The sequence below is a fragment of the Streptomyces sp. NPDC001381 genome (genome assembly GCF_042895685.1).
Taxonomy (GTDB): domain Bacteria; phylum Actinomycetota; class Actinomycetes; order Streptomycetales; family Streptomycetaceae; genus Streptomyces.
Window position 1 is genome coordinate 152,384 of the sequence record NZ_JBIAWO010000007.1, and the last position, 25,857, is coordinate 178,240.

General features: G+C 72.7%; 21 protein-coding genes. 5 read left to right on the forward strand and 16 right to left on the reverse strand.

The features are described from left to right. The first annotated feature begins 26 nt into the window (after positions 1-26). The gene (locus tag ACFY2L_RS28505; protein WP_390823825.1) at positions 27-812 is read left to right on the forward strand and encodes an SDR family oxidoreductase; all 786 of its coding nucleotides are present in this window, start codon (positions 27-29) and stop codon (positions 810-812) included. Between the two features lie 140 nt (positions 813-952). Beyond that, the gene (locus tag ACFY2L_RS28510) at positions 953-2,518 is read left to right on the forward strand and encodes a sodium:solute symporter family protein (RefSeq protein WP_390660332.1); all 1,566 of its coding nucleotides are present in this window, start codon (positions 953-955) and stop codon (positions 2,516-2,518) included. 41 nt (positions 2,519-2,559) lie between these two features. On the opposite strand, the gene ACFY2L_RS28515 is transcribed toward ACFY2L_RS28510, so the two are convergent. After that, a complete protein-coding gene (locus ACFY2L_RS28515; RefSeq protein WP_390660333.1) occupies positions 2,560-3,678 on the reverse strand; it encodes an ADP-ribosylglycohydrolase family protein in 1,119 nt (372 codons plus the stop codon). A gap of 100 nt (positions 3,679-3,778) precedes the next feature. After that, positions 3,779-7,096, reverse strand: a complete 3,318-nt coding sequence (locus ACFY2L_RS28520) for a tetratricopeptide repeat protein (RefSeq protein ID WP_390823826.1) — start codon at positions 7,094-7,096, stop codon at positions 3,779-3,781. Positions 7,097-7,197: 101 nt separating this feature from the next. On the opposite strand from ACFY2L_RS28520, the gene ACFY2L_RS28525 reads away from it, so the two are divergent. Then, the gene (locus tag ACFY2L_RS28525) at positions 7,198-7,722 is read left to right on the forward strand and encodes a DUF2165 domain-containing protein (RefSeq protein WP_390823827.1); all 525 of its coding nucleotides are present in this window, start codon (positions 7,198-7,200) and stop codon (positions 7,720-7,722) included. 5 nt (positions 7,723-7,727) lie between these two features. On the opposite strand, the gene ACFY2L_RS28530 is transcribed toward ACFY2L_RS28525, so the two are convergent. From ACFY2L_RS28530 to ACFY2L_RS28555, 6 genes are all read right to left on the reverse strand, one after another. Next, positions 7,728-8,324, reverse strand: coding sequence for a L,D-transpeptidase (locus ACFY2L_RS28530; protein WP_390660336.1), 597 nt, complete (start codon positions 8,322-8,324; stop codon positions 7,728-7,730). A 67-nt stretch (positions 8,325-8,391) separates the two neighbouring features. Then, positions 8,392-10,995 carry a bifunctional FO biosynthesis protein CofGH gene (locus ACFY2L_RS28535; protein ID WP_390823828.1) on the reverse strand — a complete coding sequence of 868 codons (2,604 nt, stop codon included), beginning with the start codon at positions 10,993-10,995 and terminating at the stop codon, positions 8,392-8,394. Positions 10,996-11,062: 67 nt separating this feature from the next. After that, the gene (locus ACFY2L_RS28540) at positions 11,063-11,929 is read right to left on the reverse strand and encodes an LLM class F420-dependent oxidoreductase (protein WP_390823829.1); all 867 of its coding nucleotides are present in this window, start codon (positions 11,927-11,929) and stop codon (positions 11,063-11,065) included. A gap of 244 nt (positions 11,930-12,173) precedes the next feature. Continuing rightward, positions 12,174-12,665, reverse strand: a complete 492-nt coding sequence (locus tag ACFY2L_RS28545) for an Ig-like domain-containing protein (RefSeq protein ID WP_390823830.1) — start codon at positions 12,663-12,665, stop codon at positions 12,174-12,176. Between the two features lie 151 nt (positions 12,666-12,816). Then, positions 12,817-13,872: an IPT/TIG domain-containing protein gene (locus ACFY2L_RS28550; RefSeq protein WP_390823831.1), complete on the reverse strand. Its 1,056-nt coding sequence runs from the start codon at positions 13,870-13,872 to the stop codon at positions 12,817-12,819. Between the two features lie 214 nt (positions 13,873-14,086). Beyond that, the gene (locus ACFY2L_RS28555) at positions 14,087-14,830 is read right to left on the reverse strand and encodes an IPT/TIG domain-containing protein (RefSeq protein WP_390823832.1); all 744 of its coding nucleotides are present in this window, start codon (positions 14,828-14,830) and stop codon (positions 14,087-14,089) included. Between the two features lie 629 nt (positions 14,831-15,459). Here ACFY2L_RS28555 and ACFY2L_RS28560 point away from each other — a divergent pair. After that, complete coding sequence (locus ACFY2L_RS28560) at positions 15,460-16,068, forward strand: DJ-1/PfpI family protein (protein WP_390660342.1); 609 nt, start codon at positions 15,460-15,462, stop codon at positions 16,066-16,068. 33 nt (positions 16,069-16,101) lie between these two features. Here ACFY2L_RS28560 and ACFY2L_RS28565 read toward each other — a convergent pair whose 3' ends face one another. Both ACFY2L_RS28565 and ACFY2L_RS28570 read right to left on the reverse strand, forming a co-directional pair. Next, a complete protein-coding gene (locus tag ACFY2L_RS28565) occupies positions 16,102-16,959 on the reverse strand; it encodes an endonuclease/exonuclease/phosphatase family protein (RefSeq protein WP_390823908.1) in 858 nt (285 codons plus the stop codon). An 81-nt stretch (positions 16,960-17,040) separates the two neighbouring features. After that, positions 17,041-17,745, reverse strand: a complete 705-nt coding sequence (locus ACFY2L_RS28570; protein ID WP_390823833.1) for a hypothetical protein — start codon at positions 17,743-17,745, stop codon at positions 17,041-17,043. Between the two features lie 156 nt (positions 17,746-17,901). Here ACFY2L_RS28570 and ACFY2L_RS28575 point away from each other — a divergent pair, with 156 nt between their 5' ends. After that, positions 17,902-18,309, forward strand: a complete 408-nt coding sequence (locus ACFY2L_RS28575; RefSeq protein WP_390823834.1) for a nitroreductase family deazaflavin-dependent oxidoreductase — start codon at positions 17,902-17,904, stop codon at positions 18,307-18,309. Between the two features lie 67 nt (positions 18,310-18,376). Here the strand turns inward: ACFY2L_RS28575 and ACFY2L_RS28580 are convergent, their stop codons facing one another. The 6 genes from ACFY2L_RS28580 to ACFY2L_RS28605 all read right to left on the reverse strand — a co-directional run bounded on the left by ACFY2L_RS28580 (position 18,377) and on the right by ACFY2L_RS28605 (position 25,768). Next, on the reverse strand, positions 18,377-19,840 hold the full coding sequence (locus ACFY2L_RS28580) for an aldehyde dehydrogenase family protein (protein ID WP_390660345.1): 1,464 nt from the start codon (positions 19,838-19,840) through the stop codon (positions 18,377-18,379). Continuing rightward, positions 19,837-21,567, reverse strand: coding sequence for an amidohydrolase family protein (locus tag ACFY2L_RS28585; RefSeq protein ID WP_390660346.1), 1,731 nt, complete (start codon positions 21,565-21,567; stop codon positions 19,837-19,839). The genes ACFY2L_RS28580 and ACFY2L_RS28585 overlap by 4 nt, the downstream gene beginning before the upstream one ends. Positions 21,568-21,586: 19 nt before the next feature. Continuing rightward, positions 21,587-22,705: an LLM class flavin-dependent oxidoreductase gene (locus tag ACFY2L_RS28590; protein WP_390660347.1), complete on the reverse strand. Its 1,119-nt coding sequence runs from the start codon at positions 22,703-22,705 to the stop codon at positions 21,587-21,589. Positions 22,706-22,826: 121 nt separating this feature from the next. Continuing rightward, a complete protein-coding gene (locus tag ACFY2L_RS28595) occupies positions 22,827-23,597 on the reverse strand; it encodes an SDR family NAD(P)-dependent oxidoreductase (protein WP_390660348.1) in 771 nt (256 codons plus the stop codon). A gap of 21 nt (positions 23,598-23,618) precedes the next feature. After that, positions 23,619-24,530, reverse strand: a complete 912-nt coding sequence (locus ACFY2L_RS28600) for a TIGR03619 family F420-dependent LLM class oxidoreductase (RefSeq protein ID WP_390660349.1) — start codon at positions 24,528-24,530, stop codon at positions 23,619-23,621. Continuing rightward, the gene (locus tag ACFY2L_RS28605) at positions 24,527-25,768 is read right to left on the reverse strand and encodes an amidohydrolase family protein (protein WP_390660350.1); all 1,242 of its coding nucleotides are present in this window, start codon (positions 25,766-25,768) and stop codon (positions 24,527-24,529) included. Before ACFY2L_RS28605 ends, ACFY2L_RS28600 begins: the two co-directional genes overlap by 4 nt. Positions 25,769-25,857 lie beyond the last annotated feature (89 nt).

Sequence of the window (25,857 nt, forward strand, 5' to 3'; positions counted from 1 at the left end):
AATGCGCCAGGGTCAGGGAGGTCCCGATGTCACTGCTCGCCGGCAGGACCGTCGTCGTCTCGGGAGTGGGTGCCGGGCTCGGTCACCAGGTCGCCGCGGCGGTCGTCCGGGACGGCGGGAACGCCGTGCTGGGTGCCCGCACCGAGGCGAACCTCGGCAAGAGCGCGGCCGAGATCGACCCCGACGGGTCGCACACCGCCTGGCGGGCGACCGACATCACCGACGAGGAGCAGTGCGCGGCCCTGGCCGGCCTGGCGCTGGAGCGGTTCGGGGGGATCGACGCGATGGTGCAGGTCGCCGCCTGGGACTCCTGCTTCGGCGGGCTGGAGGACGCCGACTTCACGACCTGGCAGTCGGTCATCGACGTGAACCTGCTGGGGACGCTGCGGATGACCCGGGCGTGCCTGGGCGGGCTGAAGGGGCGGGGCGGCTCGGTGGTCTTCATCGGGACGCAGTCGGCGGTGGCGGCCCCGTCCCAGGTGCGCCAGGCGGCGTACGCGGCCTCGAAGGGGGCGCTGACCAGTGCGATGTACTCGCTGGCCCGGGAGCTCGGCCCGTACCGGATCCGGGTCAACAGCGTGCTGCCGGGCTGGATGTGGGGGCCGCCGGTGCGGGCGTACGTCCAGTTCACGGCCCAGGCGGAGGGCGTTCCGGAGGAGGAGGTCCTCGGTCGGCTCACGGACCGGACGGCTCTGCCCGAGCTCGCCACGGACGGGGACGTCGCCGACGCCGCGGTGTTCCTGGCGTCGGACCGGGCGCGGGCCATCACCGGGCAGTCGTTGCTGGTCAACGCGGGGGAGCTGATGCGGTGAGACGCACGGAGTGAGTTCATGTAGGTGAACACAGACCACCATACCGAATACTTTTACCTCCCTTTGACCTTACGGTTGCTTGTCGTGTTCACGCGGCAGCGCCCACGATGAGCGCCGGGCTGAACCCTGGGAGGGCGCACATGAACGGTCTCGACTGGGCCGTGCTCATCGGCTATTTCGGCGTGATGGTCGCGATCGGCGTCTGGTCGCACAAGCGCGTGGACGACGTCAGCGACTTCTTCACCGCGGGCGGCAAGATGCCCTGGTGGCTGTCCGGCATCTCGCACCACATGTCGGGCTACAGCGCGGTGATGTTCACCGGGTACGCGGGCATCGCCTACACCTACGGCGTCACCTCCTTCGTCACCTGGTCCTTCCCCATCGCCCTCGGCATCGCGATCGGCTCCAGGCTGTTCGCGCCGCGCATCAACCGGCTGCGGTCGCGGCTCCATGTCGCCTCCCCGCTGGAGTACCTGAAGAACCGCTACGACCTGAAGACCCAGCAGGCCCTCGCCTGGTCCGGGATGCTGCTGAAGATCGTGGACGTGGGCGCCAAGTGGGCCGCCATCGCCACCCTGTTGTCGGTGTTCACGGGTGTGTCGCTGAACCAGGGCATCCTCATCACCGGCGCGATCACCGCCGTCTACTGCACGATCGGCGGCCTGTGGGCGGACGCGCTCACCGAACTCGGCCAGTTCGTCATCCAGTTGCTCGCCGGCATCGCGATGTTCGTCGCGGTGGTCCTGAAGCTGGACGACAAGGGCATCGGTTTCTTCGGCGCCTGGGACGAACCCGCGCTCCAGGGGCACGACAAGGCGCTGGTGGGGCCCTACGGCACGGTCTTCCTCCTGGCCTTCCTCTTCATCAAGCTCTTCGAGTACAACGGCGGCATGCTCAACCAGGCCCAGCGCTACATGGCCACGGCGAGCGCGAAGGAGGCCGAGCGGTCGGCGCGGCTGTCGGCGGTGCTGTGGCTGGTGTGGCCGGTCGTCCTGTTCTTCCCCATGTGGATGTCGCCGCTGCTGGTCGAGGCGCAGAAGCCGGACGGCTCCGACTCCTACGGCCTGATGACCGAACAGCTGCTGCCGCACGGCCTGCTGGGCCTGGTCATCGTCGGCTTCTTCTCGCACACCATGGCCATGTGCTCCTCCGACGCCAACGCGATCGCGGCCGTGTTCACCCGGGACTGCGCCCCGGTGGTGTGGCGCCGGGCCCGGAGCTGGAGTCAGGGGCAGGGGCTGCGGGTCGCCCGGATCACGACCGTGGTCTTCCTCGGGCTGTCCATGGCGGCGGCGACGCAGGTCAACTCCCCCACCTTCAAGGACATCATCACCGTCGTCATCAAGTGGGTGGCCGGTCTGATGGGCCCGATGGCGATCCCGATGATGCTGGGCCTGCTCCGCCCGTTCCGCCGCTCCGGCCCGACCGCGGCCCTGGTGAGCTGGTCCATGGGCCTGCTGGCCTTCTGGCTGGTCAACTACCCGATCAACTGGAACGTCGACGGCGGCGTCCCGCTCCAGTACCAGGTCTCCATCCCGCTCGCCGTGTCCCTGGTGCTCTACATCCTCATCGGCTTCCTCAAGCCGGAGGACACCCCGGAACGGCTCGCCCTCATCGAGAAGATCAACACGGACGACGACTCCTCGGGAGCGGCGGCCGCCGTCCCGGCGCCGCGGGACGCCGTACCCGCTCCCGCACAGGACTGACCACCGGGCACCGCGGTCCCTCCCGCGGATCCCGCCGGGGATCAGGCGCCGCGCGGATACCGGGCCAGCCAGCCCGGGGAGGCTCCGGACGGGTTGTGCAGGGCCGGGCCCTGGGTCATCTCCATGGCGAAGTCGTCCGCCAGTTCCAGGATCGTGGGACGGCCCTCCAGCTCGGCCAGCCAGGCCGGCGGGAGGGCCGTTTCACCGTGCAGGGCGCCGAGCAGTCCGCCGGTGAGGGCGCCGGTCGGGGCGGAGGGGCCGCCGTGGTTCACCGCGAGGCGCAGGCCGTGTCTGACGTCCTCCGCGACGAGCGCGCAGTACACGGCGCCGGACAGAACGCCCGGTGCCGCGCCCTCCCCCACCAGCTCCTCCACCCTGCCCGGCCCCGGCAGCCCCTGCCGTACGGCGCCCAGGGCGTGCTGCAGGGCGGCCGAGACGGGCTCGTGCCCCGGTCGCGCGGCCAGCAGCGCGAGCGTGCGCTGCACCGCCCCGTCGAGGCTCTCGCCCCGGGCCAGCCCGTGCACGGTGATCGCGTACGCGGCCGCCGAGAGGTACGCCGCCGGGTGGCCGTGGGTCTGGGCCGCGCACTCGACGGCGAGCTGGGCGACGAGCTGCGGCTCCCAGCCGACGAGCAGCCCGAAGGGCGCCGAGCGGGCGACGGGCTCGGGGCCGCCGGCCTCCGGGTTCTTGGGCGAGTCCAGCGTCCCCATCCGCTCGTCGCCGAGCCCCATGAGCAGGGCCCGGGTCGGATCCCGGCGGACGTACAGCCACTCCTCCCGGGCCAGCCAGCCGTCGTCCTTGCGGCGCAGGTCGGGGCCCCAGTCGCGCTGGGTGGCGGCCCAGCGCAGATACGCCCGGTGCAGATCGGTCGGCGGATGCCAGGCGCCGGTGTCGCGCCGCACCTGGGCGCGGATGAGCCCGTCCACGGTGAACAGGGTGAGCTGGGTGTGGTGGGTGACGGCACCGCGCCGGCCGTAGGCGGGGGCGAGGTCGGCGACCCCCTCCGGGCCGTGGACCTGCCGGATCTCCTCGATCCCGAGTCCGTCGACGGGCGCCCCGAGCGTGTCGCCGACGGCGGCGCCCAGCAGCGTGCCGCGCACCCGGCTGCGGAAGTCCTGCTGCTCGGCCCGGCCCCAGACGGCGCCTGATGTCGTACTCACCAAGTCCTCCCGGGCACCGTCCGTACGTACGACGTTCGTCACTGTAATCGAACGGGCTCACCGGGCAGAGAGGCGATCGTGGAGGCGCGGTGGAGGTCTCTCACCCCGGTTCGGGCGCGTAGCGGGCCCGGACGGCGTCGCGGGCCGCGGTGATCTCCGCCAGGCGGGGTGCCAGGCGGGCGCGGTCGGCGCCGGGGCTGTGCAGCAGCTCGGTGAGGGCGGTGCCGATGTCGGCCAGGTCGTCCCAGTCCTGGTCCGTGCCCAGGGCCTCGGCCAGCGCCCGGTCGGCCCGGGCCCAGTCCCCGAGGGCACAGCCGACGACGCACTGCCCCAGGGCCAGTTCCCCGGGCACCAGCCTGCCGTCCTCGGACAGCAGGCGCGCGAACTCCCGCCAGAGGGGTTCGGCGGCCCGCAGCCCCTCGGCCCGGCTCGCGGTCAGGGCGAGCAGGTACACGCCGTTGAGGGGGTCCGTCTCCCGGACGCGTTCGGCGGTGCGCCGGGCCTCGGTCCACCGCCCGGTCCGCCAGTGCAGCTCGATGCGGGTGAAGTCGAGTTCGTCGTCGGCCGTCCCCGCCCGGTCCGCCTCGGCCAGCCGGGCGGCCGCCTCCTCCCACCGTCCGCACCGCGTCAGCAGCTCCAGGGCGGTACGCCGTGCCCAGTCCGTCTCCTGGCCGAGGGCGACGCAACGGTCCAGGTCGGCCAGCGCCTGCTCGGCCCGCCCGGTGGCCAGACCGACCTGCGCGCGCCGGGCGAGCGCCCACGGGTAGCCGGGGGTGAGCGACAGGGCGCGGTCCAGACACCGCAGGGCCTGCGCACGGTCGTTCAGGGCGTGGTGGGCGGCGCCCAGGGACGCCAGCGCGTAGTCGTAGTCGGGGTCCTGCTCCAGCGCGCGCCGCAGGGCGGCGACCGCCTCCTCGTGACGGCCCGCGACCCGGTAGGCCTCCCCCAGTTCGGCGGCGGCCCAGCCGTCCTTCGGGCCCACCTCCTCCGCCCGCCGCAGGTCCTCGAACATGCCCTCCGTGTCGTCCAGCCGGCGGCGCACCTCGGCCCGCTTGACCAGCGCCCAGGTGTATTCGGGGGACAGCTCGACGGCGCGGTCCAGATCGGCGGCGGCGGCCTCGGGCCGGTCCAGTCCGAGGTGGCTCGCGCCGCGGCTCGCCAGCGCCGAGGCGTAGTCCGGGTCGAGGGACAGGGCGCGGCCGAGTTCGGTGACGGCCTCCTCGTGACGGCCCGCCAGCCGGTAGGCGTCACCCCGCTCCGAGGCGACCCACGCGGAGTCGGGCGCGAGACCCGCCGCCCGGTCCAGGTCGGCGAAGGCCTCGTCCCACTCCTCCCGGGTACGCCGCAGCCGGGCCCGGCGCACGAGCGGCCACAGCGCGTCCCCGTCCAGACTTACCGCGCGGTCGAAGTCCGCGAGGGCCTCGTCGTAGCGCCCCAGGGCGTGCAGGCACACCGCTCTGCCGGCCAGCGCCTCCTCGTAGGACGGGTCGAGGGCGATCGCCCGGTCGTAGTCGGCGACCGCTTCCGCGAACCGGCCCGCCAGCCGGTGGGTCTCGGCGCGCTCGGCGACGATCCAGTCGGTGCCGGGGGCCAGCTCGTCGGCCCGGTCGAAGGCCGCCGTGGCGGCGGCGAGGTCCCCCGTCAGCTGGAGGGTGAGGCCCCGGCCGTAGTGGGCCCTGACCAGGCCGGGATCGAGGGCGATCGCCCGGTCGTACTCGGCGAGGGCGGCCTCGTACCGGTGGTCGTTGCGCAGTTCCCGGCCCCGCAGCGCGTGCGCGACCGCCCGGCCGGGGCCGTCGAGGCCGGGGCGGGCCAGGAGCAGCTCCGCCGCCCCGAGCACCCCGCCGGCGTCGTCCGCGAGCGTCTCGCGCAGGTCCCGGCCCCAGTCCCGGACCGCCGGCGCGTCCGCCGCGCCGCCCGCCTCCTCCAGCATCCGGGCCCAGCGGCGGCCGGCGGCCGGGCTCTCCCGGCAGGCCGCGACGGCGTCGTGCAGCGCGGCGGGCAGCGCCGTGCGCGGCCGGGCGCAGAGCAGGTGGTACGTCTCCTCCAGCCGCAGCTCGCGCCACGGTTCGTGTTCCCACACGTCGTCGGGGCGCAGCCCGCTCGCCGCCTCCTCGCGCCGGCCCGCGAACGCCGCCGCCAGCCGTTCGTGACGCCCGCTCCAGGCGCGCGGGGAACGGCGCCGCTGCAGCCGGAGCATCGGCTCCCGCACCAGGTCGTGGTAGCGCACATGGGCGCCGCGGTCGTCCACGAAGGGCAGCCCGCGCAGCCAGCCGAAGAGCGCGTCGGCGTCCTCCTCGGGGCAGTCCGAGGCGGTCCGGAACACCTCCGGGTCCAGGCGCCGGGGCAGCGCGCAGGTGAGGGCCGCGGCCCGGCGCACCGGGTCCTGTTCCCACTTCAGGAACCGCTCCACGGCGGTGGCGCCGGGATCGCCGACGTCGTCCGGGTCGGCGGGCCGCTGTTCGGCCAGGGTCGACACCAGCACGGGCAGCCCGCCGGTGAGCCGCAGCACCTCCTCGACCACGGGCTCCGCCACCACGCCCTTGCCGGCGAGCAGTCCGCGCGCCTCGGTCTCGGTGAACGGTCCGAGCGGGACCTCCGTGACGAAGTCGGCGAAGCCGCCCCACCGTGCCGGGGCGAGGGGGAGCTGTCCGGCGGTGACGACGACCGTGTTCGCGGGCAGGGAACCGCCGTACCGGTCGGTGGTCATCAGCTCGTGCAGCCAGCCGTCGAGGACGGGACCGGTCCGCTCGTAGGTGTCGAAGACCAGGACCAGCCAGGGGACTTCGGCCGCGGCCTCGGCGAGTTCCCTCAGCAGCACGGGGGTGAGGACGCGCTCGGGGGCCAGGACCAGCTGCAGGTCCTCCTGGCTGCGGAAGCGGGAGCTCAGGCCCGCCCGCAACCGGTCGGCGCCCTGCGCGAGCTGGGCCGGGTCGAGGGCTCCCGCGAAGGGGCCCACGCCCGGCGTCATGCCCAGCACCACCAGGGTCGCGCGGGCCGCCGCCATGCTCCCGGCCGACGGCTCGCCCGTCTCCGCCCCGGCCTCCACGACCGCCGCGGCCTCGTGCCGCCGCTCCCGGTGGGCGGCCAGCAGCCGCTCCAGTTCCTTGAACCGGTGGCCCTGCCGGGCGAACTGCTCCGCCAGCTCCGCCATCGCCTCCGGGACGCTGCCGACCGATTCGTCGGCATACGCGGTGAGCGCGCCGCGTTCCCGGGCGAGCTGCTCCAACTCCCTTACCAGGAAGGTCTTTCCGACGCCCGCGTTGCCGTGCACATGGAACAGGAAGCGGTGCCGCTCGTCCTCCGGGGGCAGTTCCAGGTTCTCCCGGAAGGCGGCGCGCTCGGCGCTCCGGCCGACGAAACCCTGCCGTCTGCGCTGCGCGATCAGCTGCTGCATCGACCGCTGGATCCGCGCCATCCGTCCGCCCTCTCCCCCGGACGTCCCCCGACGCCGGGCGCCCACCATTGTGACGCAACACGGAGGGGACACAGGGGACTTGGCGGGGTAGGGGAAGCGGCATGACCACCCCCACCTCAAGACTCACACAGACCTCGCGCGTTCTGCCGCTGACCGCCACCCTGCTCACCGGAACGGTCGCGCTCTACATAGCGCTCGTGGCGTTCGGGAACATCACGGACTTCGGGACGAACCAGCAGTTCGTCCGGCATGTGCTCGCGATGGACGACACCTTCAAGGACGACGACCTGATGTGGCGGGCGGTGACCAGCAGGGGGCTGCAGGACGCGGCGTACGTCGCGATCATCGCGTGGGAGACCGTCACCGCGGTCGTGCTGGCCGCCGGGACGTGGTGGTGGGCGCGCCGGGACTTCGTCCGTGCCCGCGCCTTCTCCACGTACGGCCTGCTGATGCTGATGCTGCTGTTCGGCGCCGGTTTCATCGCGATCGGCGGGGAGTGGTTCTCGATGTGGCAGTCGGACACCTGGAACGGACTGGAGGCGGCGACGCGCGTCTTCCTGTTCAGCGGGGTCGTCCTGCTCGTCAACCATCTGCCGTTCACGGACGGCCCGAAGACCGCCGCCTGACCGCCCTAGGCGACGACCCGGACCTTCGTCCCCAGGTCGCCGAACGCCCACAGCGCCGCCCCGTCCGCCTTGGCCATCCGGATGCCGCCGGTCCGGGTGCCGGAGGCGGCCGGGGGCGGGGAGGAGCCGTCGACGGCGTTGGAGAAGGCGATGTTCACGCCGGAGACGACGGAGAAGTAGATGATGTGCTCGATCTCGACGCCGTCGGAGCCCGTCGTCGCGTCCTTGCGGACCGAGATCGTGTAGGTGCCGGGGGCCGGGGCCACGGTGCCCGGCCAGACCGTGAAGGTGCGGCGGGCCGTGTCGTCGGCGTCGACCAGCCAGACCCTGCGGTCGGACAGGTCGTAGACGACCCGGCGGCCCGTGCCGGACGCCTTCGGCACATCCGTCGCCGCCGGTGAGGCCGAGGCCTTCGGCGAGGCGGAGGCCTTCGCGTCGGGCGCGGCCGAGGCGGACGCCGACGCGCTCGCGCGGGCCGCCGACGCCGTCGGATGCGGGCCCTGTTCGGCTCGCACCGTCAGCACGGCGACCGCGGCGATCGCGCCGGTCGTCAGACCGGTGACCCAGACCCACGAGGGAAGCCGTCGGGCAGGCACGGGCACGCATCTCCTCAGCTACGGGACCCCGCCGATGGGGTCTCCCCTCCGAAGGGAGGTCGGATCATCGTACTCACTCCAGGACGGGCAGCAGCTCCGGCAGATGTCCGTCCGAGGCCTGCCCGGCCCGCTGCCGTTCCTCCGGCACCTCCCCGTACAGGGTCGTCCGGGCCCTGGCCGGACGGCCCGCCGCCTCCGCGACCGCGATCAGGTCCTTGATGGACTTGTAGGAGCCGTACGACGAGCCCGCCATACGGGAGATCGTCTCCTCCATCAGCGTCCCGCCGACGTCGTTCGCGCCGGAGCGCAGCATCTCGGCCGCGCCCTCGGTGCCCAGCTTCACCCAGCTGGTCTGGATGTTGGGGATGTGCGGGTGCAGGAGGAGCCGGGCCATCGCCGTGACCGCGCGGTTGTCCCGCAGGGAGGGGCCGGGGCGGGCGATGCCCGCCAGGTACACGGGCGCGTTGGTGTGGATGAAGGGCAGGGTGACGAACTCGGTGAAGCCGCCGGTGCGTTCCTGGATGCCGGCGAGGGTGCGCAGATGGCCGAGCCAGTGACGGGGCTGGTCGACATGGCCGTACATCATCGTCGAGGTCGACGGGATGCCCACCTCGTGCGCCGTCGTGATCACCTCGATCCAGGTCGCCGTGGGCAGCTTGCCCTTGGTCAGGACCCAGCGGACCTCGTCGTCGAGGATCTCGGCGGCGGTGCCGGGGATGGAGTCCAGACCGGCCTCCTTGGCCGCGATCAGCCACTCGCGGACGGACAGCCCGGTGCGGGTGGCGCCGTTGACGACCTCCATCGGGGAGAAGGCGTGCACGTGCATGCCGGGGACCCGGGACTTCACGGCCCGCGCGATGTCGAAGTACGCCGTGCCCGGCAGATCGGGGTGGATGCCGCCCTGCATGCAGACCTCCACCGCGCCCACCTCCCAGGCCTGCTGGGCGCGGTCGGCGACCTGGTCCAGGGAGAGGGTGTAGGCGTCGGCGTCCGTGCGCCGCTGGGCGAACGCGCAGAAACGGCAGCCGGTGTAGCAGACGTTGGTGAAGTTGATGTTCCGGGTGACGATGTAGGTGACGTCGTCGCCGACCGCCGACCTGCGGACGTCGTCCGCGATCCGGGTGAGGGCGTCGAGCGCGGGCCCGTCGGCGTGGAAGAGGGCGAGGGCCTCCTCGTCGGTGAGCCGGGTGGGGTCGTCGGCCGCCGTCCGCAGGGCGCCCCGTACGTCCGTGTCGATGCGCTCCGGTGCCATGCCGGGGGCGGCCGCCTCCCGCAGCGCGGACCAGTCGCCGTACACCTCGTCGAAGTCGTCGCGGCGGTCGGAGGTCCGGCCGTCGGTGTCGATGGTGTGGTGCAGGTCCGTACGGCCGGAGGCGACGAACACCTCCTCGGGCTCCTGCCACGGCCGCCCCTCGACGGCGGCGTCCGGCAGGGCCAGCCCGGTCTCCGGGTCGGCGAGCGCGCGGACGTGCGGCAGCAGCCGCGGGTCCAGCCAGGGTTCGCCGCGGGTGACGAACTCGGGGTACACACACAGGCGTTCCCGCAGCTCGAACCCGGCCGCCGCCGACTTCGCGGCCAGCTCCTCGATCTGCGGCCAGGGCCGCTCGGGGTTGACGTGGTCGATCGTGAGCGGGGACACCCCGCCCCAGTCGTCGATGCCGGCCCCGATCAGCCGGCCGTACTCGCTGTCGACGAGATTGGGCGGGGCCTGGAGGCAGGCGCCCGGCCCCATGATGTGCCGGGCGACGGCCACGGTCGCCACCAGCTCGTCGAGCTCCGCGTCCGGCATGCCGCGCATGGCCGTGTCCGGCTTGGCGCGGAAGTTCTGGATGATCAGTTCCTGTATGCCGTGGTAGGCGCGGGAGACCTTCCGCAGGGCGAACAGCGACTCGGCCCGCTCCTCGTACGTCTCTCCGATGCCGATGAGGATCCCGGAGGTGAAGGGGACGGAGGAGCGCCCGGCGTCCTCCAGGACGCGCAGCCGTACGGCCGGTTCCTTGTCCGGGGAGCCGTGGTGGGGCCCGCCGGGCTCGGACCACAGACGGGTGGCGGTGGTCTCCAGCATCATGCCCATGCTGGGCGCTACGGGCTTGAGCCGCTGGAAGTCGGTCCAGGAGACGACGCCCGGGTTGAGATGCGGCAGCAGTCCCGTCTCCTCCAGGATGCGGATGGAGACGGCGCGGACGTAGGCGACGGTGTCGTCGTAGCCGTGCGCGTCGAGCCACTCGCGCGCCTCGGGCCAGCGCTCCTCGGGCTTGTCGCCGAGGGTGATGAGGGCTTCCTTGCAGCCGAGTGCGGCGCCCTTGCGGGCGACGTCGAGGACCTCGTCCGGGGACATGAACATCCCGTGCCCGGCGCGGCGCAGCTTGCCGGGCACGGTGACGAAGGTGCAGTAGTGGCACTTGTCCCGGCACAGCCGGGTGAGGGGGATGAAGACGCTCTTCGAGTACGTGATGACACCGGGCCGGCCGGCCGCCTCCAGGCCCGCGTCACGCACCCGGGCGGCGGACGCGGCGAGGTCGTCGAGGGCCTCGCCGCGCGCCTGGAGGAGGACGGCCGCCTCGCTCACGTCGAGGGCGACGCCGTCCCGGGCGCGTTTGAGGGCGCGACGCATGGAGTTCTCGGTGGGGCCGGGAGTAGGGCCGGTGCCGGTTCCGGAGCTCGCGGAAGTCGTCATTTCTTGAGCATACGTTCGGGCTGATCAGGGCCGGTGAGGGAGTCCTGTCCGGCCCTGCGGGAGGTCGTTACACGGTGTCACTGGCGCCGGTCAGGTAGCGGCTGTACTCGTCGAGGACCGCGAGGACCTCCGTCTCCCCGGCCGGCGGCAGCTGCAGCACGACCTCCTCGATGCCGAGGTCGGCGTAGTGGGCGAGCTTGCCCGGGGACGGGTGGACGGCGTACGGCACGATCTGGAGCGCCTCCGGCTCGCGCCCGGCGTCCGCCCACGCGGCGCGCAGGACGGGCAGGGACTCGGTCAGCCCGCGCCCGCCGATCGGCAGCCAGCCGTCGGCGTACGCGCAGATGTGGGAGAACAGCTTCGGCCCGGCGGCGCCGCCGACCAGGGTGCGGGGCCCGACGACCGGGCCGCGCGGCTTCTGTACCGGCTTGGGGTGGGCGAAGCTGGCGCGGACCGAGCCGTACTCGCCGTCGTACGCGGTGGGTTCCTCGCTCCACAGGGCGCGCATGAGGCCCATCCGGTCCCGGACCAGCTCCCGCCGGGACCGCCATCCGACCCCGTGGTCGGCGGCCTCCTCCACGTTCCACCCGAAGCCGAGGCCGAGGGTGAGGCGGCCGCCGGAGAGGTGGTCGACGGTGGCGACCTGCTTGGCGAGGTCGATCGGGTCGTGCTGGGCGACGAGCGTGATGCCGGTGCCGAGGCCGAGGTTCTCCGTCACGGCGGCGGCCTGGCCGAGGGCGACGAAGGGGTCGAGGGTGCGGCCGTACTCGCGGGGCAGTTCGCCGCCCGCGGGGTACGGGGTGGACCGCTCCACCGGGATGTGCGTGTGCTCGGGCAGGTAGAGCCCGGCGAACCCGCGCTGCTCCAGCTCACGGGCGAGGCGGGTCGGGGTGATCGTCTCGTCGGTGAGGAAGATCGTGACGGCGATGCGCATGGCGGGCCCTTCGATGCGTACGTCTCTTCGTCGCGGGTGACGTGCCCATCTCTACCCGGCTGTGGCACGGAAGTCCATACCGACCGGTCGGCATTGCGCGGGCCCGCGGCTGTGCGCATCGGGCGGGGCGGGCGGCGCGGGAGCCGGCGGACCGCCAACGGGGCGCCCGCGCCGAAACGGCACCGTCTCGCGGGAGAACAGACGCGGAACTCGTGCCGGTCGATGGTGCTGAACCCGTCAGGGATCAGTGGATTTCGATGTGGTTGCCGATGTTGCCGACCGAGAAACCGATCAGGCTGCAGACGAGAAAACAGAACCCGTTCGCGGGCGGCGTGGGAGGCGTGGGCAGGGCGGTGACTTCGACGGTCGTCTTGCCGCTGGAGGCGAAGCAGTTGTCGTTTCCGTTGTAGGCGGCCGTGATGACGTGCGAGCCGGGCGTGGTGAACTTCACCGTCTTGACGGCTTTTCCGTCCGGCCCGACGGCCGCGTTCGGCTCCAGCGGGTCGGCACCGTCGAAGAACGTCACGCCCAGGGGGTTTCCGCTCGGGTCCCCCTCGCAGGTCACGGTGACGTTCAGGGTCACGTACGCACCGGCGTACGCCGCGGCGGGTGACGCCGTGACCGATGTCGTCGACGTCGTCGGCGCCGCCACCGCCGGTGAGGCGAGTCCCACGACCGCGGCCAGCGCCACGGCGGTGGCCGTCTTCCACGTTCTTCGGTGATGCGTGCGTTTCACAGTCACTCCTTTGTCGGTCCGGACGGAATTCCGTCATGACGGCTCCGGGAGCGTCACGCTACGCCGCGGTTCCTCGCATTCCGGGGAGGCTGAGGCACGGTCAACCCACTTGGGCCACGCATTTCGGCAAGAAGAACGGCGGGCCGCGGCGCTAGATGACGGGAGAGGCGACCCGGGTGTAGACGAGGGAATTGCTGGTGCCGCCGATCGACGTCACGGTGACGGAGACCGGGCCGGGTGCCCCCGCCGGGGCGGTCGCGGCGACCTTGGTGTCGGACAGCACGGAGAACGCCGCGGGTACGGCGCCGAACCGGACGGCGGTCGTGGTGGTCAGGCCGGTGCCGGTGAGGGTGACGGCGGTTCCGGCACCGGCCGGCCCCTGGCCGGGGACGAGGGAGGAGAGGACCGGTGCGGTCACATAGGTGTAGACGAGGGAGTTGCTGAGGCCGCCCGGACCGGTGACGGTCAGGAGGACGGAGCCCGCTCCGGGCGGGGCGACGGCGGTGATCTGGGTGGCGGAGTCGACGGTGAAGCCGGTGGCGGGCGTGGTGCCGAAGGTGACCGCCGTGGCGCCGGTCAGGTCGGCCCCGGTGAGGACGACGGAGGTCCCGCCCGCGGACGGCCCCTGGACCGGCGACACGGCGCTCAGGGAGGGGGCGTTGACATAGAAGAAGTAGACGGGCCCGGTCGTACCGCCTGGCGTGGTGACGGTGACGGGTACCGCGCCCGTCCCCGCCGGGGCGACGGCGGTGATCTGGGTGGCGGAGTTGACGGTGTAGGCGGTGGCGGCCGTGGTGCCGAAGGTGACCGCCGTGGCACCGGTCAGGCCGGCCCCGGTGAGGACGACGGAGGTCCCGCCCGCGGACGGCCCCTGGACCGGCGACACGGCGCTCAGGGAGGGGGGTGGCGCGTAGGCGTAGGCGACCGAGTTGCTGGTTCCGCCGGGCGTCTTGACGGTCACGGCGACCGTCCCGGTTCCGGACGGGGCCACCGCGGTGATCTTCGTCGAGGAGTCGACCGTGTAGCCGAGGGCCGATTTGGTACCGAACATGACGGCCGTGACTCCGGCGAATCCACTGCCGTTCAGGACGACGTTGTTGCCGCCTGCGGCGGGGCCCGTACTGGGCACGACCGAGGTGAGAACGGGAGCGGCGGCGATCACGGCGGTGGGCCGGACCGCCGCCTCCGCGGGTGAGCTGTCTTTCACGGTGTCTCCGATGGGTGTCGGGCGGGGCGGCCGGGAAGGCCGAAGAGCACGCTGGTCGGGTGGTCGCCCCGGGCCGCTGCCTGCCGGCCGCGGGCGGAGGGCCCCCGGCCCGGGGGGGCCTGGGCCGGGGGCTGGAGACGGACGGACCCCGCGAGAGTCACCGCGTCCGCTCCGGACGGGCCGGCCCCTGGGAGAGCCGGCCGCTGAGGAGTGGTCAGACGCCGGGGCCGGCGACGTAGGTGAACGCGTCCGCGAGCGTCGCGCTGCCCGCGTCGTTGGTCAGGACCACGTCGACGGTGCCCGCGGCGCCGGGCGGCGTGGCGGCCGACACCGCGGTGTCGGAGAGCACGGTGAACGGCGCCGGAACGCCGTCGAAGGTGACCTGGTTGGTGCTGGTGAAGCCCGTACCGGTCACGGTCACCAGGGTGCCTCCGGAGGTCGGTCCCTCGGTCGGGGCGATCGCCGTCAGCGTCGGAGCGGCGACGTAGGTGTACGAGAGCCCGTTGTTGGTGCCGCCGGCCGTGGTGACGGTGACGCCCACCGAGCCCGCCGTGCCGGCCGGTGCGACGGCCGTGATCAGGCTGTCGGACACCACCGTGGGCGTCACGCTGTTGGCGCCGAAGGCGACGCTGGTGGCGGTGGAGAGTCCGGTGCCGGTGAGGGTGATGGTCTCGCCGCCCGCGGTCGACCCGGTGGTCGGACTGAGAGCCTGCTTGAACGGCGCCCCGACGTAGTAGAACGGGATCGGGTTGCTCGTCCCTCCCGCGGTGGTCAGGGTGACCCCGACCGCTCCGGTGCCGGAGGGGGAGACCGCGGTGACCTGGGTGGGCGAGACGTTGACGACGTTGGTCGCGAGCCGCGTGCCGAAGCGCACGGCGGTGGTGCCGGTGAGGTTGGTGCCGGTGATGGTGACGGTCGTGCCGCCGCCGCTCGATCCTTGGTTCGGGCTGATGGGCATGAGGGTTCCTCCTCGCTCGCAATGCAGTACATTGCCGAGCAGTGATGGGGCGTTCGGTCCGCGTACGTCCCCGATGAGGGCGAGCCGGCTCTCGTGCCACTGGCCAGGTGGTGTCCCGACGGCCTTGCGCCGATGCCCGGCCGACGGTCTGCAGCCGTCGGCCTCGTGCGCAGGGCCTGTCGGGGATCACGATCCGTCAGGCGTCAACTGCCGCCCGACCAGAGGCTTGCCCATGTCTGTTTGCGGACTCGAATGCCGCTGATGCGGACACAGAAATGAACCCATCGGAGTGATGGGCCGACAAGGCTCGCCAGCACATAATCAGCCGTTCAGGTGAGCGCCACGGTGTGAAGACACGGCACAGTGGCGGCGCATTGATGAAAATCGGCTCATCAGACAACTCGGTCCGGCTTCGGATGTGTTGCGAAGACGACACCACGGCCCGGCACGGAACGGACTCGGGTCAGCTTGCGCGATCGCTGGATGCGCATCTGCGAACGCGTCCCTCATTCGGGTGACATATGCTCTCTACTCTTGCCACTCCCCGTGACGAGTGGGCTACTCCATGAGGAGGGCCGCTACGGCGTGCCGCGGAGGCCGGGGAGCCCGCCGTGCCGGGAGGAGTCGTGATGCAGGCAGCCGTGATCACCTTCGACGGGTTCAACGAGCTCGACAGCTTCATCGCGTCCGCGCTGATCAACCGGTGCCGCAAGGACGGCCTGGAAGCCTTCGTCACCACGCCGACGCCGGTGGTCACCTCGATGAACGGCGTCCGGGTGACCGGGCAGCGGCCGATGGAGTTCGTGACCGAGGCGGACGTCGTGCTGATCGGCAGCGGGGTGCGCACGCGGGACGTCGTCGCCGACGACCGGCTGATCTCCAGGCTGACGCTCGACGCCTCGCGCCAGCTGATCGGCGCGCAGTGCTCCGGAGCGCTGGTGCTCGCCCGGCTCGGGCTCCTGGACGGGATGCCCGCCTGTACGGACCGCACGAGCCGTCCCTTCGTCGAAGCCCTCGGCATCCCGGTCCTGGACGTGCCGTTCCACGCCGAGGGGAACATCGCCACGGCCGGCGGCTGTCTGTCGTCCCAGTACCTCGCCACCTGGGTCGTCACCCGGACCCTCGGGGAGGACGCCGCCCGCGGCGTCCTCGACTACGTGGCCCCGGTCGGCGAGAACGCGCAGACCGTCGACCGCGCCCTGCGCGCGGTCGGCACGGGCGAGGCCGCACTGCGCTGACAGCCGACCGTCGGCACCGTGAGGGCCGCTCGGCTACTCCCCCTCCGCCGAGCCTTCCTCCGCCCCCTCCGCCAGGTCGGCGACGACCGCCGCGTGGTCCGAGGGCCAGACCCCTTCCACCGGGCCGTCCCCCGCTCGCCGTACGTGCCGGACATGGCCCTCGCCGACCGGGCCCGGCGGGCCCACGTGGATGTAGTCGATGCGGACGGGGGGTTCCAGCACCCTTGCCGCACAGGGGTTCTCCGGGGTCCAGGTGGCGGAGGGCGCAAACGGGTCGGCGTAGTCCCAGGCGTCGTGGAACACCTGCCCGGGGACGGCCGGCGCGGTGCGGTGGCCGCCGAAGAGGCGGACCTCGTCGGAGTCCGGCCGGGCGTTGAAGTCGCCGGTGACGACCGGCGGGTGCGGGGTGCCGCCCGAGTGCCGGGACACGAACCCGGCCAGGGCGGTGACCTGTTCGCGGCGGACGGCGGAGGCACCCGGCCCCGACGTGAGGTGGGCCGTGAAGAAGGGGACGTCGTAGGCGGGGGCGGCCAGGCGGGCGTACAGCGCCATACGGCCGTCGGCCAGGTCGGCGGGTGCGGGGAGCAGCAGGGTCTCCCGCTGTGTCACCGGCCAGCGGCTCAGCACCGCGTTGCCGATGTCGACCCCGTCGGAGTCGGCGGCGGAGATCCTTCGGCGCCAGCGTTCCGGGGCCGGGGAAGGTGCCCAGGCGCAGTGCAGGCCGAGCTCGTCCGCGAGCCACTCGGCGAGGTTCTCCCCGTCCGCCGCCGCCCACACCTCCTGGAGGCCGACCACGTCCGGGCGCAGATCGCGCAGGACGGCGAGGATCGCCTTCTGTCTCTCCCGCCACGGTCCGAAGCGCCACCACAGGTTCCAGGTCACGACTCGCATCCGCAGCACCCGCTCTCCTCCGCGCCGGCCCCCATTCAAGCAACAGTCCCGGCCCTTCGTCCGCGGGAGTGGCGCGAAGACTCAGTACCGCTGGGCCTTGGCGATCTCGGCGGTCAGCGGGGGCTCGGGGGGTTTGCGGCTGATGGCGAGGGGATGGGCCCGGCCGCCCGGCGCGAGGTCCTCGGCGCCGACGAACCGGGTCTCCACGACCGTGCCGTCGGAGTCACGGAAGTCGACCTGGACCGCGAAGGACGCGGTGCTGGCGGTGCGGTTGGTGATGTTCACGACGACGGCGAGCAGACCGCCCGTCTCGGATCTCGGCTTTCCGGTCAGCGAGACGTCGGAGACGGCGTTGCCCCGGCCGTCGACGTCCTGGAGCTGCTTCTCGGCGGCCGCGTTGGCGCGCGCGACCTCCGCCGACACGGAGGCCTCGAACTCCGAGGCCCTGGCGGAGGCGGAGGAGGCCGCGGCCGAGGCCGAGGCGCGGACGGACGCCTCGACGGACTCGGCGAGCGACGTGAGCGCGGAGGGCGGAGTGCCGGAGAAGGACGCGGTGTCGGCGGCCGTGGGGGTGGGGCTGGACGAGGAGCCTCCGTTGTCGTCGCCGTCCCCGCCGCAGGCGACGAGGGACGCCGCGCCGACGGCGGCCAGAGCCAGTCCGGCGAGCGCGCTGACGGCCCGGGAACGGGCATGGGGCCGGGGACGGGGCCGGGAACGCGGAGGGGTCCCGGGCAGGGTCCGGTTCCGTCGCGGTGGTCTCCCGGCCTCCGACGTCTCGGCGCTCATGAATGGGGTCCTTTCGGGAGGATTCACACCCTTCAGCCCGGTCCATCCTGCCCGGGGCGCGAGGAAGGGGCCACTCCGGCGATCTCCGAAGACTCCACCGGTGGCAGGGTGGGGCAGGTCCCTGGCCGTCTCTCTCACCGGAAGGCACAACGGATCATGTCCGACTCCACCGGGCCCCGCTCCGACCTCCGCTTCCGCGCGACCACCGCCTTCCAGCGGTACGTCGCCAACCCGCTCATGCGCCGCCTGCCCTTCCACACCCTCCTGGAGACCACCGGCCGGGTCTCCGGCGAGCCCCGGCGCACCCCGCTGGGCGGCCGCCGGATCGGGGACACGTTCTGGCTGGTCTCGGAGTTCGGGGAGCGGTCCCAGTACGTCCGCAACATCAAGGCCGATCCCCGGGTGCGGGTGCGCATCGGGGGGCGGTGGCACCACGGCACCGCCCACCTGCTGCCCGACGACGACCCCGTCGCCCGTCTGCGCAGTCTGCCCCGGGCCAACAGCGCGGCCGTACGGGCCCTGGGGACGGGGCTGCTGACGATACGGGTGGACCTCACGGACTGACGCCGGCGCGGGCGACCGTCTCGGGGAAGCGGTGGACGCCGGACGGCGCGCCGTGGTCCGGGGCGGCTCATCCGGGCCAGACGATCGCCTGCACCTCGCTGTAGGCGTGGAGCGCGTAGGAGCCGACGTCCCGGCCCACCCCGCTCTTCTTGAAACCGCCGAACGGCGCCTCCATGTTGCGGCCGACCGTGTTGATCCCGACGCCGCCGGCCCGCAGCCGCCGCGCCACCCGGAAGGCCCGGGCGACATCGCCCGACCAGACGTAGTCGATCAGTCCGTAGTCGCTGTCGTTGGCGAGGGCCACCCCCTCGTCCTCCTCGTCGAAGGGAATGACGACGACCACCGGTCCGAAGATCTCCTCCCGGGCCACCCGCATGTCGTTCGTGCAGTCCGCCAGCACGGTCGGACCGACGTAGAAGCCCCGGTCGGGAAGCCTCCGCTCCTCGGGCGCGAGGACCACCGCCCCTTCCTTGCGCCCGAGTCGGACGTACGACTCCACCCGGTCGCGGTGCGCGGCGGAGATCACCGGCCCGACCACCGTGTCCCGTTCCCGCGGGTCGCCCACCTTCAACCGGCCCGCGTATCCGGCCAGTTGCCCGACCAGCCGGTCGTACACCCGGCGTTGCGCCAGCACCCGCGTCGGGGCCGTGCAGATCTGCCCGCTGTAGAAGGAGAAGGTGGTCCCGATCCCGGCCACCGCCGACGCGAGGTCGGCGTCGTCGAAGACGAGCGCCGCGCCCTTCCCGCCCAGCTCCATCAGCTGGCGTTTCATCGCCCGCCCGCACACCTCGGCGATCCGCTGCCCGACCGCCGTGGAGCCGGTGAAGCTCACCATGTCCACGTCCGGCGACTCCACGACCGTCTCGCCGACGGCGACCGCCCGCCCGCTGACGACGTTCACCACCCCGGGCGGCGCCCCCGCCGCCTCCAGCGCCTCCGCCATCCGGTAGACGGACAGGGGGTCCTGCGGGGCCGGTTTCACGACCACCGTGTTGCCCATGGCGAGCGCGGGGGCGATCTTGCCGGCCGGGTTCGCCCAGGGGTTGTTGTACGAGGTGACGCAGGCGACGACCCCGACCGGCTGCCGGACGGCGAGCGCGCCCGTCACCCCGGCCTTGCCCATCGGCCCCGCCTCGTTGATCTGCGGCGGGATCGCCCACTCGGCCGGTTCCACGCGGGCGTAGCGGCGGAAGCGGGCCGCGCCCACCCCGACCTGCATCCCGCGGGCCGTCCCGGTCGTGGCGCCGGTCTCCGCCCGGGCCAGGGAGGCGTACGGCTCCAGACGGCTCCGGATGATGTCGGCGGCCCTGCCCAGCACCGCCGCCCGCTCCTCCGGCGCCGTACGGGACCACGGACCGAAGGCCTCCCGGGCCGCCGCGCAGGCAGCCAGGGCCTGCTCCCGGGAGGCCTCCGGCGCCCGGCCGACGGTCTCCTCGGTCGCCGGGTCGGTCACCTCGTAGTGACCGCCCTCCGGCTCGATCCACGCCCCGCCGACGAACAGCCGCTGCCCCTCGCCCCCCTGACCGCTCACCGCGTGCTCACCGTCTCGGTGTCCCGCCCCGACCGCAGCACCCGGCCCGGCACGGCACCGGTCACCACGTCGTCCCGGATGGCCGCGATCCCGTTGACCCAGACCGCCCGCACGCCCACCGCCCTGGAGTCCAGCCGCGGGCTGTCTCCCGGCAGGTCGTGCACCAGGGTGGCCTTGCCCGCGTCGATGCGCTCCGGGTCGAACAGGACGAGGTCCGCATGCCAGCCCTCCCGGACCCGGCCCCGTTCCCGCAGCCCGAACAGCCGCGCCGGGTCGTCGGTCAGCATCTTCACCGCCTGTTCCAGACCCACCAGCTTCCGCCCGCGCAGACAGTCGCCCAGGAAGCGCGTGGTGTAGGGGGCTCCGCACATGCGGTCCAGGTGCGCGCCGGCGTCGGAGCCGCCGAGCAGGACGTCCTCGTGCTGCCAGGTCTCGGCGCGCAGCGCCCAGGACGCGGGGTCGTTGTCGGTGGGCATGGGCCACAGCACCGTCCGCAGCTCGTCGGCCGCGCAGATCTCCACCAGGGTGGTGAAGGGGTCCTGGCCGCGCTCCCGGGCGATGTCCCGGACGACCCGCCCGGTGAGTCCCTCGTTCGCCGCGCTGTACGTGTCGCCGATGACGTACCGCCCGAAGTTCACGAGCCGCCGGAAGACGCCCGCCTCCTTCGACTCGGCCCGCCGCAGCATCTCGGCCCGGACGGCCGGGTCCCGCAGCCTCGCGATCCGCTCGGGCACCGGCAGACCGAGGACCGGTCCCCAGCCGGGGATCAGGTTGAGGGCGCAGAAGGTCCCGAGCGACATGTTCATCGGCGTGAGGATGGGCATGGTGAGGGCGACCACCCGGCCGCCGGCCTTGCGGGCCCGCTCGCTCGCCACCAACTGCCGGGGCACCCGCTCGGGCACGGCCGCGTCGATCGTCAGGACGTTCCAGTTCAGGGGCCGTCCCGCGGCCGCGCTCAGCTCCACGAACAGGTCGATCTCGGCGTCGCTGAACTGGTCCAGACAGCCCGCGACGATCGCCTCGATCTGCGTCCCCTCGTGCTCCCCGACGGCCCGCGCCAGGGCCAGCAGCTCCTCGGGCCCGGCGTGCCGCGAGGCCACCGGCTGTCCGTCCCCGTCGGAGTGCGTGGACGACTGGGTGGTGGAGAAACCCCAGGCACCGGCGTCCATGGCCTCGTGCAGCAGCCGCACGATCACGTCGAGCTGCTCCCGGCTCGGCTGCCCGCCCACCGCGTCCGGTCCCATCGCGTACCGCCGCAGCGCGCAGTGCCCCACCATGAAGCCCGCGTTGACGGCGATCCGCCCTTCGAGGGCGTCCAGGTACTCGCCGAAGGAACTCCAGTTCCAGGGCGCCCCCTCCTCCAGCGCGACCAGCGACATCCCCTCGACCTTGGACATCATGCGCCGGGTGTAGTCGGCGTCCTCCGGGCGGTCGGGGTGGAGCGGCGCGAGGGTGAACCCGCAGTTCCCGGCCGCGACCGTGGTCACCCCGTGGTTCAGGGACGGGGTGGCGTACGGGTCCCAGAACAGCTGGGCGTCGTAGTGGGTGTGCGGGTCGACGAACCCGGGGGCGAGGACGAGCCCCTGCGCGTCCTCGGAGGTCCGTGCCTCCTCGGTGACCGACCCGACGGCGGCGATACGGCCGTCCCGTATGCCGACGTCGGCGGTGAAACCCGGCGCACCGGTCCCGTCGACGACGGTCGCGCCCTTGATGACGTGATCGAGCATGGGGCCTGCCTCCCGAACCTCAGGCCGCCTGCCGGAACCGGGTGGTCCGGTGGACGGGATCCGTGTCGATCTTCGGGATCACGTGCTCCCCGATCAGCCGGATCGTCTGCAGCGTCTCCTCCTTCGGCACCCCCACCGGCAGCCCGAAGGACAGCTGGTCCGCACCGGCCTGTTCCCACCGCTTGCACTGCCGCAGGACCTCGTCCGGGTCCCCGCAGATCAGCAGTTCCTCCTCCACCAGGAGTTCGACGAACTCGGGCGTGTACTCCGGCAGCGTCTCCGGCCACACCGGGAAGCCCTCGGGCCGCGGGAAGGTGTCGTGGTACCGGAACACCAGCGAGGGCAGGTAGTGCAGCCCGCCGCCCACCGCGATCCGGATCGCCTCGTCGTGCGTCGGCGCGCAGATCGCGGTCGTCGTCACCATCACGTTGTCGTTGACGAAGTCCCCGACGGGTTCCGCGTCGACGATCGCCGTCTTGTACTTCTCCAGCACCCACTCCATGTCGGAGACCTTCTGGATGCTGAAGCCCAGCACGCCGAGGCCCTTCCTGGCCGCCATCTCGTACGACGGCGGCGACCCGGCCGCGTACCACATCGCCGGATGCGACTTCCCGTACGGCTTCGGCAGGACCTTGCGCGGCGGGAGCTGCCAGTGCTTGCCCTGGAAGCCGGGGTACTCGTCCTGGAGCCACATCTTGGGGAACTCGGCGATGGTCTCCTCCCAGATCTCCTTGGTGTGGTTCATGTCGGTGATGCCGGGGAGGAAGCCGAGGATCTCGTGCGAGCCGGCGCCGCGCCCGCTGCCGAACTCGAAGCGGTTCTCGCTGAGGTGGTCGAGCATGGCGACCTTCTCGGCGACCTTCACGGGATGGTTGACCTGGGCGAGCGGGTTGAAGATCCCCGATCCCAGGTGGATCCGCTGCGTCGCGTGGGCGAGATAGGCGAGGAACACCTCGTTGGCGGAGAGGTGGGAGTACTCCTCCAGGAAGTGGTGCTCGGACGCCCAGGCGTACTTGAAGCCGGACCTGTCCGCCTGGATGACGTACTCGGTCTCCTCCATCAGCGCCTTGTGCTCGGCGAGGGGGTCGGTCTCGGCACGCTTGCCCACGTATCCCTGTACAAAGAGCCCGAATTCCACGGAGGTTCACCGTCCCAGGTCCTGGATTGCGGTCCATTCGTTCACTGACGGTCCGTCAGATTCAGCGGACTGCCGCCGACTGTGGCACCGGCCGCACGGATGGTCAATAGCTGACGGACCATCAGATGACCGAGACGCCGGCGAGCCAGCCTCCGTCGATCACGAAGGGCTGTCCGGTGATGTAGGAGGAGTCCTCCGAGGTGAGGAACAGCGCCAGCCGGGCCACCTCCTCCGGGCGGCCGATCCGGCCCAGCGGCACCAGCTTGCGGTAGAGGGAGTCCAGGGCGCGGGTCGTCTCCTCGGGGTCGGCGTCCGGGTCCAGCCGGGCCGGGTTGGACATCGCGGTGTCGATGGCGCCGGGGCACACCGCGTTCACCCGGATCCGGCGGGGCGCCAGCTCCAGGGCGGCGACGCGGGTGAGGCCGAGCACGGCGTGCTTGGTCGCCGCGTAGGAGCCCACGGCCGCCATGCCGGTGAGCCCGGTGTAGGAGGCGGTGTTGACGATGGTGCCGCCGTCGGACAGCTCGGGCGCGACCGTCCGCACGCCCAGGAAGCAGCCGACCTGGTTGACCTGCACGACCTGCATGAACTCGTCGAGGGGGGTGTCGACGAGGGCGTTGAAGCGCAGGATCCCGGCGTTGTTCACCAGCCCGTCGAGATGGCCGTACGCCTCCTTGGCGGCCCGTACCGCGGCGGCCCACTCCTCCTCGCGGCCGACGTCGAGACGGACGTAGAGCGCGCCGATCTCCTCGGCGAGGGCCCGGCCCTGGTCGTCGAGCACGTCGGCCACGACGACCTCGGCGCCCTCCCGCCTGAACAGCCGCGCCTCCTGCTCTCCCTGCCCGCGCGCGGCACCGGTGACGAGGACGACGCGTCCGTCGAGCTTGCCCATGGGGTCTCCTTACGGGTCTTCTCAGAGGAGGGGGCCTACGTCGGATCCGAACCGCTCGATCTGGTCGACGAGTTCGGAGCGGCTCCGGCAGCGGAACCTGACCTGGATCTGGTGCACGCCCATCGCGCCGTAGGCGCGCAGGGACGCGGCGAGGGCCTCCGGGGGCCCGGTGAGGGTGCGGCGGCCGACGTCCCAGGCGGGCGTACCGAGGTACAGGGGCTCGGTGATGGCGCCGACCGTGAACGGCGCGCCGTCGCCCCGGAGCCGTGCGATGGTCTCGATCTGCGCGGGCAGCCGGTCCCTCGGATCGCCCTGGGGAAGCCAGCCGTCGCCCTTGAGGGCGGCGCGGCGGACCGCCGCCGGGGAGGAGCCGCCGACCCAGAGCGGCACCCTGGGCTGGGCCGGCCGGGGCCGCTGCCCGAGCCCCTCGAAGTCGAACAGCTTGCCGTGGTGCGCCGGGTACTCCTCCTCGCCCAGCGCGGCCCGCAGCGCGTCGATCGTCTCGTCCAGGACGGCGCCCCGCTGCTCGAAGCCGACCCCGAGCGCCTCGAACTCCTCCCGTACGTGCCCGGCGCCGACGCCGAGGACGAGCCGGCCGCCGCTGAGGTGGTCCAGGGTGGCGTACTGCTTGGCGGTGATCAGGGGGTGACGCAGCCCGACGACGGCGACATGGGCGAGCAGCCGGACGCGTTCGGTCACGGCCGCGAGATGGGCGAGGGTGGCCACCGGGTCGTACCAGACCGTGCTCATGGCCCCGGCGAGCCGGCGCGGGATCGCCACGTGGTCGCAGGCGGCGACGTAGGCGAAGCCGGCCCGGTCGGCGGCGCGGGCGACCTCGACGAGGTCGGCGGGTCCGGCGCCCGCCTCCCAGGGTTCGGCGTAGAGCGTGGACTGGGACTGGACGGGGAGCTGGATGCCGTACGCGAGGCTCACCGCGGACTCCACAGGCCGTCCGGCGTCAGCCCCAGCAGGTCGATGGCGTTGCCCCGGACGATCCGCTCGACCACGGCCGGGTCCAGGTGGCCCATCTGGGCCTCGCCGACCTCGCGGGACTTGGGCCAGGTGGAGTCGGAGTGGGGGTAGTCGGTCTCGTAGAGGACGTTGCCGACGCCGATCGAGTCCAGGCTGCGCAGGCCGAAGGCGTCGTCGAAGAAGCAGCCGTAGACGTGGTCGGCGAAGAGCTCGGACGGCGGCCGGTGGACCTTTTCGGCGACCCCGCCCCACCCCCGGTTCTCCTCCCACACCACGTCGGCGCGCTCCAGGATGTACGGGATCCAGCCGATCTGGCCCTCCGCGTACATCACCTTGAGGTGCGGGAAGCGCTCGAACTTGCCGCTCATCAGCCAGTCGACCATCGAGAAGCAGCAGTTGGCGAAGGTGATCGTCGAGCCGACGGCCGGCGGGGCGTCCGCCGACGTGGAGGGCATACGGCTGCTGGAGCCGATGTGCATGGCGACGACGGTGCCGGTCTCGTCGCAGGCGGCGAGGAACGGGTCCCAGTAGTCGGTGTGGACCGAGGGCAGGCCGAGGTGCGGGGGTATCTCGGAGAAGGCGACGGCGCGGACGCCGCGTTCGGCGTTGCGGCGGACCTCGGCGGCGGCCAGGTCGGCGTCCCACAGGGGGATGAGGGTGAGCGGGATCAGCCGGCCCCGTGCCTGCGGGCCGCACCACTCCTCCACCATCCAGTCGTTGTAGGCGCGCACGCAGAGCAGGCCCAGCTCGTGGTCGGCGGCCTCGGTGAAGGTCTGGCCGCAGAAGCGCGGGAAGGTGGGGAAGCACAGGGCCGACTGGACGTGGTTGACGTCCATGTCGGCGAGGCGGGAGGGGACGTCGTAGGAGCCCGGGCGCATCTGCTCGTAGGTGATGACCTCCAGCCTGATCTCGTCCCGGCTGCACCCGACGGCGGTGTCGAGGCGGGTGAGGGGGCGCTTGAGGTCCTCGTAGACCCACCAGTCGCCGACGGGACCGTCGTCGCCCGGGGCCCCCATGACGGGCTTGAAGTGGCCGCCGAGGAAGGTCATCTCCTTCAGCGGGGCGCGGACGATGCGCGGGCCGGTGTCGAGGTGCTTCTTGGGCAGGCGGTCCTGCCAGACGGTGGGGGGTTCGACCGTGTGGTCGTCGACGGAGATGATCGGCGGAAGCGGTGCCACGGGCGTCGGTGAGGTCTCCATGGGGGCACGGTAGCGCTGATCTGACGGGTCGTCAGCTAGTGCGCACCGGCCGGACCTGATCGACTCCGCGGGGATGTGCGCCTACCGGA